The sequence below is a fragment of the Rhizobium sp. RHZ02 genome, from assembly GCF_014851575.1.
In the GTDB taxonomy this organism is placed as follows: domain Bacteria; phylum Pseudomonadota; class Alphaproteobacteria; order Rhizobiales; family Rhizobiaceae; genus Rhizobium; species Rhizobium altiplani.
Genome location: NZ_JACUZX010000026.1, coordinates 45,352 through 59,560, shown reverse-complemented (window position 1 = coordinate 59,560; position 14,209 = coordinate 45,352). Strand labels below are relative to the sequence as shown.

Here is a 14,209-nt window from a genome sequence, read left to right as displayed (position 1 = left end):
CTGCGGCAGGGCCGCAGCCATTGACGCTCATGCTTGGACCGGCTCGTAGCGAAGGATCACTGCGCCGTTCTTCGTCGTCGTGCTGTCCAGTAGCCTCAGCGGAAGCTGCCAGTCTCCCGGTTTGAAATGTGGGTTGTCGCCGCCGAGGATGACAGGCACAAGGCACATGCGGATCTCATCCACCAGGCCTTCCTTCAGGAGCGAATCCGCCAGTTCGGCGCTGCCGAAAATGAAGATCGACTTGCCGGTTTCGGCCTTCAGCTTCTTGAGTTCCGAGACGGGTTCACTCACGACGCGGGTTGTTCCAGTCGGCCGTCGGCATCGACCTCGATACGGCTATCTTGGCAATGCCGTTCATATAGGTCTTGATCTTCTCGCCTTCCTCGTCCGTGGCGGTCGGCCAATAGGCGGCCATGCCCTCATATGTCTTGCGGCGAAGACGAGCAGGTCGCCCTCTTCGCCAAGACGCTCGGAGTACTGTTGCAGTTCGGGACCCCAGACAAGAGTGTGAAAATCGATATCCCACGGCTTCGTCCCTTCGAAATAGCCGTCAAGCGTCATCAGATTCCAAACGATAAGCTTTCTCATCCCTTCGTCCTCCTCGAAACTGGTTGCGACTCGTAACTGGTTGAACGCTTGGTTGACTGATGGCAAAATGCAAGCAGTCTTTGGAGGTGCTAATGGACGACGCTCATCGCTCCGGCTGCCCGATCAATCTGACGCTCGAGGTCCTCGGCGATCGCTGGAGCCTCATCGTCATCCGCGACATCATGTTCGGCAATCGGCGCCATTTTCGCGAACTGCTGCAGAATTCGCAGGAGAAAATTGCCTCGAACATTCTTGCCGACCGCCTCCGCCGCCTAGTCGACAGGGGATTGCTGACGCGTGAGGATGATCCGACGCACAAGCAGAAGGCAATCTATAGCCTGACCGAAATGGCGATCCAACTCGTGCCCATCTTCGCGCACATGGGTGCGTGGGGTCGCAGGCATCTTCCGGTTACCGAGGAACTCTCCATTCGGGCGGAGCTTCTGGAGGAGGGGGGCACCGAACTCTGGGAGGAATTCATGGACGAGCTACGCGCCAAGCATCTCGGCAAGAAGCTGCCTGCCGGAACGCCGTCCGTCCTCGCGCGCCTCACCGAAGCCTATCTCGGCGTCGTCGCCCGCAAGACGAAATCCGCCTGATCAATCCTTGCGGAACACCACGCTGGCACCCCAGCCGGTAATGAGCGCCAGGAAGACAGAAACCAGGCCGTAGGCAATCGGCTGCGAGTGCGCCGCGTCGGTAATCATCTGCTCGATGCCCGTCTTGATGACACGCAACGGCACCGACTTCTCAGTGATGAAATTGCCGCTCTTGAAGAGATAGGCTCGCACGGTATGCACGCCGTTCGGAATGTTTGCCGGCAGCCGCAGGCTGGCTTTGAAAAGGCTGGAACTGACGAAACGCACGCCGCTCGGGTCGCGATCGTAGAGGCCGCCGTTTTCCTGCAGTCGGCGAAAGGCCTGCCGGAATTCGCCGAGATTGCTGGCGTTGCCGACGAAGCCGACCGGCGTCAGCGGGATGTGGTCGATGCCGATCCCCCTATCGGTGAGGTCGAGCGGCGTGGTGATGTCGTCAAGCATGCGCGAACTCGACATCGAATAGGAGTGCGGCACCGCCTCGAAGGTCATTGATCGCGTATTCATCCAGACGCCGAACACGCGCTCCTTCCGGCGCACGGTCGCGTTTTCTCGCGGCCCCTCGAGAACGACGACCACGTCATATTGGCCGATTGCCAACAGAAGACTGTCAGTGTTGGTCACGGCTCCAAAGATCGTCAGGTCCGCGCCCCGAAAATCCGAAGTGATGGCGATTTCGCTGGTGGAGGTGCCGATCTCCAGCCCTTCGGTCTTGCTCTGCGCGGCCTGGCCCGGGAGCAGCATCTGCGCCATTGCTGCGGTGGGCAGCAAGAGAACGATAGATAGAAGAGCAGCGAGGAAGCGGCGCATCAATTCGCTCCCATGACGACGGAGTAGACGTCCGCTGGGGTTACGACGAGCGCAACGGCAAGACGAAGGCCGACGGCAAGCACCAGCAGTCCGAGAAGCGCGCGAAGCTGCTCACCGCGCAGCTTCTGTCCGACACGCACGCCATACTGCGCGCCGATCACGCCGGCAATCATTAGGAAAAAGGCGAGCACGATGTCGACCGAGAAGTTCGTCGCCGCCTGCACGACCGTCGTGTAGGCGGTCACGAAGATGATCTGGAACAGCGACGTGCCGACGACCACGTTGGTCGGAATGCGCAGGAGATAGATCATCGCCGGCACCATGATGAAGCCGCCGCCGACGCCCATGACCGATGTCAGGATGCCGATGCCGAAGCCGAGCGCGACGACCGGGATCACACTGAGGAAGATCTTCGACTTCTTGAACCGCATCTTCAGCGGCAGCTTGTGCACCCAATGGTGATGACCGGGGCGCCGCGGTGTCGGCGGCACGTTCTTCGCCGCACGGCGCATGGCACTGACGCTCTCGACCAGCATCAGTCCACCGACCGTGCCGAGAAAGACGACGTAAAGCAAGGAGATGATGAGATCGAGCTGACCGATCCGCCTGAGCAGCGAGAAGATCCAGATGCCGATTGTCGCACCGGTGAGACCCCCAATCAGCAGTACGGTTCCGAGCTTCAGGTCGAGCGATCCACGCCGAAAATGCGTGATGGCGCCGGATATGGAGGAGGCCACGACCTGATTGGCGCCGGTGGCGACGGCAACGACCGGCGGGATGTTGTAGAAGATCAGGAGCGGCGTGATCAGGAAGCCGCCGCCGACACCGAACATTCCGGAGAGAAAGCCGACGGCTGCTCCCATGCCGAGAATGACGAAGATGTTCACCGACAATTCTGCGATAGGCAGATAGATTGTCACAGCAGACCCCAATCTATGAACTGCCCCCACAGGCAGGCGTCTTACATCTTGTTCGAATGGTGCATCATACGGTGAAATCGTTGCCAGAGGATTTCGATTAGCGACACGCGATCCACTCGATAGCGTGATCACTCTCGAATATTCAGGCTTTTTTTGGGTTTTATGACAGACCTTTAGGGGTCGATCCCGACAAAGCGTGCCTAGTGCCGCATCCGGATCGCCGGTTGAATGCGAGACGCCTGCCGACTAGGGTCGGAGCAGGATTGTCCGGGGGATTCGCGTGAAGGCAGGATTGGTTCGTTGGTTGCTGATGGCTTGCGTCCTTCAGCCGGTTGCGGCGAAGGCGGAATGGCAGCCGATCGAAGAGGTGCGGACCTACGCGGTGACGGGCAGTTCCGGCGCAGCCTTGTACGATTCCATCGGCGAGCACGGTCCCGAGCTTGCCGGCGGTCGGGTGGTGGCGCACACGACTTTCAAGCTGACCTGGACCAGAAAATACGAGCGCCGGGGCGATGCCTGCGTGCTTGCCGTGGCGCGGCCGAAGCTGATCATCACCTACACGCTGCCGAAGCCGACCGGCAAGCTTCCCGCTGCCACCCAGGCAAGCTGGGCGACCTTCATTGCCGGCATCGAAACGCATGAGCGGGTGCACGGGGACTATATCGAGCAGATGGTCCGGGACATCGAGGCGATGAGCGTCGGCTTTTCCGCCGACAATGACCCGGATTGCCGCAAGATCCGGGTCGAACTCACCAAGCGGCTCGGCGAACTCTCGGCGCGACAGCGACAGCAGGGCCGCGATTTCGACAAGGCGGAGATGAGCGAGGGCGGCAATATTCGCCGCCTCGTCCTGCAGCTCGTGAACGGCCCCTGAGGGCCGTTCGAACCTATGGCGGTTCAGCCCAAAGCGGCAGCGGCCACCGGCGCGAGGTGCGGCCAGACCTCGAGGGCGCCGCGATAGATCATGCTCAGCGCCACGTAGACGATGATGGCAAGGCCGAGATAGGCGATCCAGTGGTAGCGGTTGAGCAGGCGCGCGATGAAGTTCGCCGCAATACCCATCATCGCAATCGACAGGATGAGGCCGATGACGAGGATCGTCGGATGTTCGCGGGCAGCCCCCGCAACGGCGAGCACGTTGTCGAGCGACATCGACACGTCGGCAATGACGATCTGGCTGGCTGCCTGGAAGAAGGTCTTCTTCGGCGCCGCCGCGTCGCCTTCGGCACCCTCCACTTCGCCGCTGCCGTTGCGCAGATCGCGCCACATCTTCCAGCAGACCCAGAGCAGGAGAATACCGCCGGCCAGCAGCAGGCCGATGATCTCGAGAAGCTGGACGGTAACGCTGGCGAGCGCGATACGCAGCACGGTGGCAGCAAGAATACCGACGAGGATCGCCTTCTTGCGTTGGTCGGCCGGCAATCCGGCGGCGGCAAGACCGATGACGACGGCGTTGTCGCCGGCAAGCACGAGGTCGATGAGAATGACCTGCAAGAGCGCCAGCAAGCCGGCCGAGGTGAAAATTTCCATAATCTGATAATCCCTGACATATGCGAAACGCCCGCCGGCGCGCCGATAACGCATAAATGATCGCTGATCGGCTGATCAAGGGGCGAGGACCTATTGTGGAAAAGTTCTGTCGCCCGTTGCAGTTCCGCCCGGTCGACAAACGACCTTCATTTTCCTGACGTAGAGTTCTTTGCATGGCCTGGGATTGGCCATTGCGCCGCGAACGTGCTAGCGAGAGCCGCAAAAAGCCCCGGCCGGCATGATCGAGGGGCGCAGCAACGCTTTCGGACTCCACGCAGACATGATTCGCATCGAGAATATCAGCAAGCAGAACAGCCACCGCATCCTCTTCATCGAAGCCTCCGCAGCCCTCAACCGAGGCGAGAAGATCGGCCTCGTCGGCCCGAATGGCGCCGGCAAGACGACGCTCTTTCGCATGATCACCGGGCAGGAGCAGCCCGATGAAGGCCAGGTCGCGGCCGAAAAGGGCGTGACGATCGGCTATTTCAATCAGGATGTCGGCGAGATGGCCGGCCGTAGCGCCGTGGCCGAGGTCATGGAAGGTGCTGGGCCTGTCAGCGTCGTCGCGGCCGAGTTGCGTGAACTCGAAGTGGAAATGGTCGATCCCGACAAGCTCGACGAAATGGACCGGATCATCGAGCGCTATGGCGAAGTCCAGGCACGGTACGAGGAACTGGACGGCTACGCTCTGGAAGGGCGTGCGCGCGAAGTGCTGGCAGGCCTGAGCTTCACCCAGGAAATGATGGACGGTGATGTCGGCGGACTGTCGGGCGGTTGGAAAATGCGCGTGGCGCTCGCCCGCATTCTTCTGATGCGTCCGGATGTCATGCTGCTCGACGAGCCGAGCAACCACCTGGACCTGGAAAGCCTGATCTGGCTGGAAGAATTCCTGAAGACCTATGACGGGGCGCTTCTGATGACCTCGCACGACCGCGAGTTCATGAACCGCATCGTTGGCAAGATCATCGAGATCGACGCCGGCTCGTTGAACAGCTACTCCGGCGATTACGGGTTCTACGAACAGCAGCGGGCGCAGAACGAGAAACAGCAGCAGGCGCAGTTCGAGCGCCAGCAGGCGATGCTTGCCAAGGAAATCAAGTTCATCGAGCGTTTCAAGGCGCGCGCATCGCACGCCTCGCAGGTGCAGAGCCGCGTCAAGAAGCTGGAGAAGATCGACCGGGTCGAGCCACCGAAGCGCCGCCAGACGGTCGCCTTCGACTTCCTGCCGGCCCCGCGCTCCGGCGAAGACGTGATCAACCTCAAGAACGTCCACAAGAAGTACGGCAGCCGAACCATCTACGAAGGCCTGGACTTCATGGTCCGCCGCAAGGAGCGTTGGTGCATCATGGGCATCAACGGTGCCGGCAAGTCGACCCTGCTGAAGCTGGTTGCTGGTTCCGCCGAGCCGGACCAGGGCAGCGTTGCCCTCGGCGCCAGCGTCAAGATGGGCTATTTCGCCCAGCACGCCATGGATATCCTCGATGGCGAGCGGACAGTGCTGCAATGGCTGGAGGATTCCTTCCCGCAGGCAGGGCAGGCGCCGCTGAGAGCGCTGGCCGGCTGCTTCGGCTTCTCCGGCGACGACGTCGAAAAGAAGTGCCGCGTGCTGTCGGGTGGCGAAAAGGCGCGGCTTGTCATGGCCAAGATGCTCTTCGATCCGCCGAACCTGCTGGTGCTCGATGAGCCGACCAACCACCTGGACCTCGACACCAAGGAAATGCTGATCAAGGCGCTGTCGCAATACGAGGGCACGATGCTGTTTGTCTCGCACGACCGGCATTTCCTCGCGGCGCTTTCCAACCGCGTGCTGGAACTGACGCCTGACGGCATCCACCAATATGGCGGCGGCTACACGGAATACGTCGAGCGCACCGGTTACGAGGCACCTGGCCTGCGGGGCTGAGGGTAGCGGGGCGCCGGTCGACCTGCAGGTTCGATGCGAGCCGCTATCGTGACGGCCACTGCACGGGCCTCGCCGGGGTCCTTCAAAGGTCGCCGTTACGATCGGCAATTTGGCGCTGCCGGGCAGGCCGTAGCGACCGGGGAAGGCGGCGAGCCGCGGCCGGAGTTCCGGTTGCCGCAGCGCCGCCTCAGCCAGGCGACGTTCCAGATCGCGGAACTCCTCCGTGTCGTCAGCAGTCGTCTGTTGCATCGTTCCCATCATTCGAAGGATGGTCTGGCGCCGGTCCTCATTGGCGCGCGTTCAAGGCGGGAAGTAAGGGTGATAGCCGGCATCGTGGTGCATCTGTGCCGCCGTCAGCCTGCCCCTGCAGGCCCGGGCACGACGGCAGGTGGCGATGGAGCAATCTTTCCAGAAGCCGCACTCGCTGGCGGCCAGCCGTGTGATGACGCATCCGCCGGATCGCGCCTTTTCCTCGCCATCGACCAGTCCGCCATCCTCGAAATTCATGGCCTCGACGACGGCGAGCACGTCGACAACGGGCAGGGCGAGAAGTCTTTTCAGGAACAGGCTGCTTCGCATGCGTCTCCTCCACGGCAGCTCCGCCGCCATGTTTTCGACCATCGATCCGGAGAGCCCACGCAAATGCGGAACCTCACTGGTTAGATTTATTGTGGCTCCGCATTTGCGTGGCCTTCGGCGTTCTTCGGGATATCCCTACCCCTTCAGGCGATCGCCTCGTCTCGCTGCGTCCGAGCAGATCGGCCCGAACTTGCATGGCTGAACCAAACCGGATGCTGGAACGTCCGGGGGAGACTTGTGATGGCAGCGGTCTAATGCCGATGCCCGGCTTTCGCCTCCCTGCCTTCGACTACACGTTACAGCCTCCGGCAGGGCGCCGGCTCCCGCCTGCCCGCGAAAGTCTCGCGAAACACCCCGGCGACGGAAGCGGGAGGATTTTAGGCACGGGGCCGGGGAGCGAGGATGAGAGATCGGATAAGTGATTGATATGGCTTAACTCGGCGCTGTTTTGCTCCGCTGAGGCACCATGCACTCGATCGGATATTGCATCAGCATATCCCGATTTCGCATGGTCGGACCCGCCTCTAGTCTGCAGATGGGATACTGGTCACATTTACCGTAACGTACTTCCGTATTGAGCCCCGCAAGCATTCACTCCGGATGACGCATCAAGATCGGAGGAGGCCTGCCATGAGGTCTATCGCGCTACTATGCATGCTGCTGCTCGCCGGTCCGGCACTTTCGGCAGATAGGACCGCACGGCAGGTGTTCGACCAAGAGATCGAGCGGAATGCAGTCCAGGCGGCAGTTTGGGGCATACCCGTCGTCAACTACGATCTGATGCGGCAGGAGATGCTTGAGAAGACGCCCGGCAAGGTCGGACAGGTCATCTATTGGGGTCGCCCGCTGGACTGGATGAACCAGACGCTGACGCCCAATCCGGACGCTCTCTACTTCATGGTTTTCTTCAGCACGAAGGACGGCCCCGTCGTTCTCGATCTGCCGCCGGCGGAGGAAAAGGCCTCCTTCAACGGCAATATCGTCACCGCATGGCAATTGCCGCTCGAGGATGCCGGTCTGCTCGGATACGACAAGGGCAAAGGCGGCAAGTTCGTGGTCCTGCCGCCGGGTTACACGGACAAGCTGCCGGACGGGTTCATTCCGCTGCGGTCCGAGGTCTACGGCGGCTACATGCTGTTTCGTTCGAACCTTGCGAGCCATGGTGATGCCGATGTCCAGGCCTCCATCGACTACGGCAAGAAGCTGAAAATCTATCCGCTGTCGGCCGCCGCCAATCCGCCGGAGACCGTTTTCTCCGACGTGAAGGATGTTCTGTTCGATTCCACGATCAGATGGGACGCGAGCTTCTTCGACAATCTGAACCGTGTCGTACAGGAAGAGCCGTGGATCTCCCGCGACCGCGTGATGATCGACCAGCTGAAATCGATCGGCATAGAGAAAGACAAGCCGTTTGAGCCCGATCGCCACACCAAATCCCTGCTGACCAAGGGCATCAAGGAGGCCGAGACCCTACTGGAGGCGAAATACGATGCCGGTCTGCCGCCCTTATTCAGCGAGAAGAGCCGCTGGACCTTCCCGGCCTATCCCGATCTCATCAAGGCCATGCAATCTGATTTCGCCGAACAGGACGCCTATCCGGTCGATCATCGCGGCGTTGCCTACAGCTATGCCTATATCGGCATCAAGAGGCTCGGGGCCGGTCAGTTCTATGCGATCTCGATCCGCGACAAGGATGGCAATGCCTTCGACGGCGGCAAGACCTATCGTCTCCATGTGCCTGGCAATGTTCCCGTCCAGCAATATTGGTCGGTGACGGCCTATGACCGGCAGACGCACGCGCTGATCAAGAATGTTGCGCGTGCCAGCCGTTCGTCGCAGATTCCGGAACTGGTGAAGAACGGAGACGGATCCGTCGATCTCTATTTCGGTCCCAAGGCCCCCAAGGGCAAGGACACCAATTGGGTGCCGACCGATCCGAAGCGGCAGTTCGAACTGATGTTCCGCGCCTACGGCCCGACGAAGGAGTTTTTTGACAAGAAGTGGGTGTTGTCGGATGTCGTCAGGGTCGCCGCGCCCTAGGTGTCAGCACGAGAGCCCATTTATGACTGGCATCGTGAGCCAAGAGCTCCCATGACGGATACAGAAACGATCATCATCGGTGCGGGACCGGCAGGATTGGCCTGCGCCGTGGCGCTGCAGGCGCGTGGACGCCCGTTTCTGGTGCTTGAGAAAGGCGACACGCTGGCTGCCTCCTGGCATCGCCACTACGACCGCCTTCGGCTGCATACCCACAAGATGCACTCGGCTCTGCCGGGAATGCCAATGCCACGGCGGTTTCCGAAGTATCCCTCGCGGCAGCAGGTGATCGAGTATCTCGAAACCTATAGCTCCTCGAACGACATCGAGGTCAGGTTCGGCGTGCGCGCGACGACGATCCGCAAGGACAAGGCGTGGATTGTCGAGAGCTTCGAGGGGGCATTCGAGGCGAGCAATGTCATCCTCGCGACCGGGCTTTCGAACGCGCCGATAAGGCCGTCCTGGGAGGGGCAGGAGCTGTTTTCGGGCAAGCTTCTGCACTCCTCGGAGTTCCGGAATGCCGCGGAGCTTGCAGCCGAGCGGGTCCTCGTCGTCGGCTTCGGCAACTCCGCCGGCGAGATCGCTCTCGAATGCGCCGAGGCCGGCCTTCATGTCGCCATGTCCGTGCGTGGTCCGGTCAACGTCGTGCCGCTCGAGCTGTTCGGCGTGACGACCGCCAGCATTGCCATCGCCCAGCGGTTCCTTCCCTATCGCCTAGTCGACGCGGTGAACGCGCCGATCCTCAGCCTGCGTTTCGGGGACCTCGGGGCGTTCGGAGTGGAAAGGGCAAAAGGCGGGCCGCTGGCCGGCATTATCGAAAGGGGCCGCACGCCGATGATCAACATCGGCACGATCGAGCGGATCAGGTCGGGGGATATCAAGGTGTTCCCTGCCGTCACGAGTTCCGACGATCGCCAGGTGCAATTCGCGGATGGCCGCTCCGGCATTTTTGACGCGATCGTCCTTGCGACCGGCTATCGGCCGGGGCTCGAGGCGCTGCTGGCCGACTTCAAACAACGATTTGGCGGCGCCGACGGTCCCGCGCGCGGAGATCTCCAGCCGGCGAATGATGGCCTCTACTTTTGCGGCTTCACCGCCGTTCCAACCGGCCTTCTCCGGGAAATCGGACTTGAGGCCGAGAAGATCGCGGCCTCCATCGCCGGCCAATGAAGTGTCGTCCATCGCCCGGGACCGGCTTTGTGTTGCCGAGCCTGCGACGGTTGGACCAGCCGTTCAGGCTGGCGTCAGACGTGCTGCCTACATGAAGCGCGGGCTGCAACGGAAAGGCTGATTTGATGAACAGGTACGCATGGTACGCTCTCGCCGCATCTGCCGCGATCGCAACCGCTTCGCCGTCATGGGCGGCTACGACTGTGAAAGTGACCGAAGGCGGCGAGGGCGGCGGGCCGATGACCCTGACGCTCGACCAGGCCACGATCAAGGCAGGGGAAACGATCTTCGCGGTTCACAACGACGCGATGACCGAGGAGCACGAGATGGTGCTCGTCAAGCTGAAGTCCCCGGACCAGAAGGTTCCGTTGATTGCATCCAGGCATAGGGTCGATGAAAAGCAGCTCAAGAGCATCGGCGAAGTCTCGGACCTAAAGCCGGGAGCGGACGGGCAGTTGAAAACGAAGCTCGCGCCCGGCGCCTACCTGCTTCTGTGCAATATCAAGGGGCATTACGAGGCGGGCATGCAGGCCAGCCTTACCGTGACCAAGTAGCCGCGAGATCGAAAGCCAGCCGAAAGCACCGCTGGCTTTGATGACAGGTGCCAGAGGCGGCTTACGCCGCCTCCTTATCCTTTGCGTAAGGGTCGAAGCGGCCGTAGAAGGTCTCGCCCTTGGCCGCCATGTCCTCAAGCAGCGCCGTCGGCTTGAAGTGTGCACCGTAAGCTACGGTTAACGTTTCACATAGCTCCACGAAGGCCTTCACGCCCATCCCGTCGACGTAGGAGAGCACGCCGCCGGTATAGGGCGCGAAGCCGAAGCCGAGGATGGAGCCGACGTCGGCCTCGCGCGGATCGGTGACGATGCCTTCCTCGATGGTGCGGGCTGCCTCCAGTGCGATGGTGACGAGGAAGCGCTGCTTCAGCACCTCGACATCGACGTCTTCCGCCTTCTTCTGCGGGTAGAAGGTCTTCAGCTCGGGCCAAAGCGACTTCTTGGCCGGTTTCGCCGGATAGTCGTAGAAGCCCTTGCCGTTCTTGCGGCCGCGGCGGTCGAGCTCGTCGACCATCTTGTTGATCAGCGCCATATGTTCAGGATCGACGGCGGCTTCGCCGAGATCGGCGACGGTGGCCTTGAGGATTTTCTGCGACAGATCGATCGCCACCTCGTCGTTCAATGAGAGCGGGCCGACCGGCATGCCGGCCATCTTGGCAGCATTCTCGATCATCGCGGGCGGGACGCCCTCGATCAGCATGTCGTAGGCTTCGTGGATATAGCGGAAGACGCAGCGGTTAACGAAGAAGCCGCGGGTGTCGTTGACGACGATGGGCGTCTTCTTGATTGCGGCGACGTAATCGAGTGCCACCGCCAGCGCCTTGTCGCCGGTCTGCTTGCCAAGAATGACCTCGGTCAGCATCATCTTCTCGACCGGCGAGAAGAAATGCACGCCGATGAAATCGGCAGGGCGCTTGGAGTTCTTGGCAAGGCCTGAAATCGGCAGGGTCGAGGTGTTGGAAGCGAAGATGGCGCCTTCCGGCAGCACGGCTTCAACCGCCTCGATCACGGCCTTCTTGACCTCACGGTCTTCGAACACGGCTTCAATGACGAGATCAGCATCCTTGAGGTCGGCATAGTCCGCGGACGGGACGATGCGCGAAAGCAGCGCCGCACCGTCATCATGCGTAAGGCGTCCCTTACCGATCGAGTCCTTCACCAGGCCTTCACCGACGCCCTTGCCCTTGGCCGCCGCTTCGATGTCGCGGTCGATGAGGGTGACGGGGATGCCGGCGGCGGCGGTTACATAGGCGATCGAGGCTCCCATGAAACCGGCGCCGACGACACCCACTTTCTTCAACTCCGTTTTCGGGATTCCGGCGGGGCGGCGGGCCCCTTTGCCGAGCTCCTGCATGGAGATGAAGAGCGAACGGATCATCGAGAAGGCTTCGCTGGTTTGCAGGATCTCGGTGAAATAGCGCTGTTCGATCTTGAGGCCGGTGTCGAAAGGCACCTGTAGGCCTTCATAGACGCATTTGAGGATTGCGAGTGCTGCCGGGTAGTTGCCCGCCGTTTCGCGGCGCAGGATCGCCGGTGCGGCCGGCCAGAGCTGCGCTGCCGCAGGCGTCCAGATACCGCCGCCGGGCGCCTTGAAACCCTTTTCGTCCCAAGGCGCGACTGGCTTGAGGCCGTCCTTGATCATCTGCTTGGCAGCCGGGATCAGCTGATCCGGCTCGACCACCTGATGCACGAGGTTCATCGCCTTGGCGCGTGCTGCTGTCAGCGACTGGCCTGTCGTCATCATCTGCAGGGCCGACTGGGCGTCCGCCAGGCGCGAGACACGCTGCGTGCCGCCGGCACCGGGGAAGATGCCGACCTTGACCTCGGGCAGCGCGATCTTCACCGACTTGGCATTCGAGGCGACGCGGCCATGGCAGGCGAGCGACAATTCGAAGGCGCCGCCCATGCAGGTGCCGTTGATCGCCGAAACCCAGGGCTTACCGGAGGTTTCGACTTTGCGGAAGAGGCCGGTCATGCGGCCGACGAGATCGAACAGCTTCTGCGCAGCGCCATCGGGATTGGCGGCCTTCTCCTGCTGATAGAGCGAGAACATCGACTTGATCATCGAGAGGTCCGCGCCGCCCGAGAAGCTCGACTTGCCCGAGGTGATAACCGCGCCCTTGACGGCGCTATCGGCAACGACGGCATCAACGATGGCGTTCAACTCGTCCATCACCTCTTCGGTGAAGACGTTCATGGATTTGCCGGGCATGTCCCAGGTGACGAGAGCGATGCCGTCCGCGTCGGTTTCGACGGTGAAGTTCTTGTAGGTCATCGTCTCTCTCCCTTAGACGCGTTCGATGACGGTTGCGGTGCCCATGCCGGCGCCGATGCAGAGCGTGACGAGCGCGGTGTTGAGGTCGCGCCGCTCCAGTTCGTCCAGCACGGTGCCCAGGATCATCGCGCCGGTGGCGCCGAGCGGATGGCCCATGGCGATGGCGCCGCCGTTGACGTTGATCTTGTCGTGCGGGATCTCGAAGGCCTGCATGTAGCGCAGCACGACGGCGGCGAAGGCTTCGTTGAGCTCGAAGAGATCGATGTCGGCGAGCGACATGCCTGATCGTTTCAGAAGCTTTTCGGTGACGTCGACAGGGCCGGTCAGCATCAGCGCCGGGTCGGAGCCGATATTGGCAAAGGCCTTGATGCGGCCGCGGGGCTTGACGCCCATGCCTTCGCCGCCGGCCTTCGAGCCGAGCAGCACGGCGGCCGCGCCATCGACGATGCCGGAGGAATTGCCGGCGTGGTGAACGTAGTTGAGGCGCTCGACCTCCGGATGCGCCTGGATGGCGACGGCTTCGAAGCCGCCCATCTCGCCCGGCATCTGGAAGGAGGGGTTGAGCGCCGCCAGCGCCTGCATGTCGGTGCCTGGGCGCATGTGCTCGTCATGGGCAAGGATAACAAGGCCATTCTGGTCCTTCACAGGAATGACGGAGTTCTTGAAGTAGCCATTCTCCCAGGCATTCGCAGCGCGCTTCTGGCTCTCGACGGCATAGGCATCGACGTCGTCGCGCGAGAAGCCGTATTTGGTGGCAATCAGATCGGCGGAGACGCCCTGCGGCATGAAATAGGCCGGGAAGTTCACCGACGGATCCATGAACCAGGCGCCGCCGGACATGCCGAGGCCGACGCGAGACATGCTTTCGACGCCGCCTGCGATGACGATGTCATCGGCGCCCTGGGCGATCTTCGCCGCGCCGAAATTCACTGCGTCGAGGCCGGAAGCGCAGAAGCGGGAGATCTGCATGCCGGGCGCCTTGGTGGAGTAGCCTGCCTCGAAGGCGGCCCCACGCGGGATGACCGCGCCTGCTTCCATCACTGGATCGACGCAGCCCATGACGATGTCATCGACCGTTGCCGTATCGAGCCCGTTGCGGTCGCGGATCGCCTCCAGCGTCTTGGCGGCAAGCCGCACCGACGGCACCTCGTGCAGCGAGCCATCCTTCTTGCCGCGGCCGCGTGGCGTGCGCACGTGGTCGTAAATGAAAACCTCGGTCATTCCTCTATCTCCCTATCGGCGGCAAG

General features: G+C 61.9%; 12 protein-coding genes and 1 pseudogene. 6 read left to right on the top strand and 7 right to left on the bottom strand.

Translation table 11 applies throughout. The features are described 5' to 3' along the window. Positions 1–27: 27 nt before the first annotated feature. Positions 28–588, bottom strand: a pseudogene (locus tag IB244_RS25810) (dihydrofolate reductase family protein). A gap of 92 nt (positions 589–680) precedes the next feature. Here IB244_RS25810 and IB244_RS25805 point away from each other — a divergent pair. Beyond that, on the top strand, positions 681–1,187 hold the full coding sequence (locus IB244_RS25805) for a helix-turn-helix domain-containing protein (RefSeq protein WP_169683767.1): 507 nt from the start codon (positions 681–683) through the stop codon (positions 1,185–1,187). Here the strand turns inward: IB244_RS25805 and IB244_RS25800 are convergent, their stop codons facing one another. After that, positions 1,188–1,994, bottom strand: coding sequence for a TIGR02186 family protein (locus IB244_RS25800; RefSeq protein WP_018858590.1), 807 nt, complete (start codon positions 1,992–1,994; stop codon positions 1,188–1,190). Beyond that, on the bottom strand, positions 1,994–2,914 hold the full coding sequence (locus tag IB244_RS25795) for a sulfite exporter TauE/SafE family protein (protein WP_192306117.1): 921 nt from the start codon (positions 2,912–2,914) through the stop codon (positions 1,994–1,996). Before IB244_RS25795 ends, IB244_RS25800 begins: the two co-directional genes overlap by 1 nt. Before the next feature lie 310 nt (positions 2,915–3,224). Between IB244_RS25795 and IB244_RS25790 the strand changes: the two genes are divergently transcribed. Then, complete coding sequence (locus tag IB244_RS25790) at positions 3,225–3,788, top strand: DUF922 domain-containing Zn-dependent protease (RefSeq protein ID WP_113471936.1); 564 nt, start codon at positions 3,225–3,227, stop codon at positions 3,786–3,788. 23 nt (positions 3,789–3,811) lie between these two features. Here IB244_RS25790 and IB244_RS25785 read toward each other — a convergent pair whose 3' ends face one another. Beyond that, positions 3,812–4,444 (bottom strand): TerC family protein, encoded by a 633-nt coding sequence (locus IB244_RS25785; protein ID WP_062373483.1) that lies wholly within the window; start codon positions 4,442–4,444, stop codon positions 3,812–3,814. 280 nt (positions 4,445–4,724) lie between these two features. Here IB244_RS25785 and IB244_RS25780 point away from each other — a divergent pair, with 280 nt between their 5' ends. Continuing rightward, a complete protein-coding gene (locus IB244_RS25780; protein WP_169683768.1) occupies positions 4,725–6,347 on the top strand; it encodes an ABC-F family ATP-binding cassette domain-containing protein in 1,623 nt (540 codons plus the stop codon). 300 nt (positions 6,348–6,647) lie between these two features. Here IB244_RS25780 and IB244_RS25775 read toward each other — a convergent pair whose 3' ends face one another. Then, positions 6,648–6,926 carry a hypothetical protein gene (locus tag IB244_RS25775; protein WP_156828782.1) on the bottom strand — a complete coding sequence of 93 codons (279 nt, stop codon included), beginning with the start codon at positions 6,924–6,926 and terminating at the stop codon, positions 6,648–6,650. Between the two features lie 630 nt (positions 6,927–7,556). Here IB244_RS25775 and IB244_RS25770 point away from each other — a divergent pair. The 3 genes from IB244_RS25770 to IB244_RS25760 all read left to right on the top strand — a co-directional run bounded on the left by IB244_RS25770 (position 7,557) and on the right by IB244_RS25760 (position 10,687). After that, a complete protein-coding gene (locus tag IB244_RS25770; RefSeq protein WP_192306115.1) occupies positions 7,557–8,966 on the top strand; it encodes a DUF1254 domain-containing protein in 1,410 nt (469 codons plus the stop codon). A gap of 51 nt (positions 8,967–9,017) precedes the next feature. Further along, positions 9,018–10,133 (top strand): flavin-containing monooxygenase, encoded by a 1,116-nt coding sequence (locus IB244_RS25765; protein ID WP_113471927.1) that lies wholly within the window; start codon positions 9,018–9,020, stop codon positions 10,131–10,133. A 125-nt stretch (positions 10,134–10,258) separates the two neighbouring features. Further along, a complete protein-coding gene (locus IB244_RS25760) occupies positions 10,259–10,687 on the top strand; it encodes a plastocyanin/azurin family copper-binding protein (protein ID WP_018858582.1) in 429 nt (142 codons plus the stop codon). 61 nt (positions 10,688–10,748) lie between these two features. Here IB244_RS25760 and IB244_RS25755 read toward each other — a convergent pair whose 3' ends face one another. Together IB244_RS25755 and IB244_RS25750 are read right to left on the bottom strand one after the other, a co-directional pair. Beyond that, positions 10,749–12,962 carry a 3-hydroxyacyl-CoA dehydrogenase NAD-binding domain-containing protein gene (locus IB244_RS25755; RefSeq protein ID WP_192306113.1) on the bottom strand — a complete coding sequence of 738 codons (2,214 nt, stop codon included), beginning with the start codon at positions 12,960–12,962 and terminating at the stop codon, positions 10,749–10,751. Positions 12,963–12,974: 12 nt separating this feature from the next. Further along, the gene (locus IB244_RS25750; protein WP_192306111.1) at positions 12,975–14,183 is read right to left on the bottom strand and encodes an acetyl-CoA C-acetyltransferase; all 1,209 of its coding nucleotides are present in this window, start codon (positions 14,181–14,183) and stop codon (positions 12,975–12,977) included. Positions 14,184–14,209: the final 26 nt, after the last annotated feature.

What these genes read in the sequence shown, in the direction of transcription:
- IB244_RS25790 (WP_113471936.1), top strand. Translation starts at nt 3,225, where the DNA reads ATGGCTTGCGTCCTTCAGCCGGTTGCGGCGAAGGCGGAATGGCAGCCG.
- IB244_RS25805 (WP_169683767.1), top strand. Translation starts at nt 681, where the DNA reads ATGGACGACGCTCATCGCTCCGGCTGCCCGATCAATCTGACGCTCGAG.
- IB244_RS25765 (WP_113471927.1), top strand. Translation starts at nt 9,018, where the DNA reads ATGACGGATACAGAAACGATCATCATCGGTGCGGGACCGGCAGGATTG.
- IB244_RS25750 (WP_192306111.1), bottom strand. Translation starts at nt 14,183, where the DNA reads ATGACCGAGGTTTTCATTTACGACCACGTGCGCACGCCACGCGGCCGC.
- IB244_RS25760 (WP_018858582.1), top strand. Translation starts at nt 10,259, where the DNA reads ATGAACAGGTACGCATGGTACGCTCTCGCCGCATCTGCCGCGATCGCA.
- IB244_RS25770 (WP_192306115.1), top strand. Translation starts at nt 7,557, where the DNA reads ATGAGGTCTATCGCGCTACTATGCATGCTGCTGCTCGCCGGTCCGGCA.
- IB244_RS25800 (WP_018858590.1), bottom strand. Translation starts at nt 1,994, where the DNA reads ATGCGCCGCTTCCTCGCTGCTCTTCTATCTATCGTTCTCTTGCTGCCC.
- IB244_RS25755 (WP_192306113.1), bottom strand. Translation starts at nt 12,962, where the DNA reads ATGACCTACAAGAACTTCACCGTCGAAACCGACGCGGACGGCATCGCT.
- IB244_RS25775 (WP_156828782.1), bottom strand. Translation starts at nt 6,926, where the DNA reads ATGCGAAGCAGCCTGTTCCTGAAAAGACTTCTCGCCCTGCCCGTTGTC.
- IB244_RS25780 (WP_169683768.1), top strand. Translation starts at nt 4,725, where the DNA reads ATGATTCGCATCGAGAATATCAGCAAGCAGAACAGCCACCGCATCCTC.
- IB244_RS25785 (WP_062373483.1), bottom strand. Translation starts at nt 4,444, where the DNA reads ATGGAAATTTTCACCTCGGCCGGCTTGCTGGCGCTCTTGCAGGTCATT.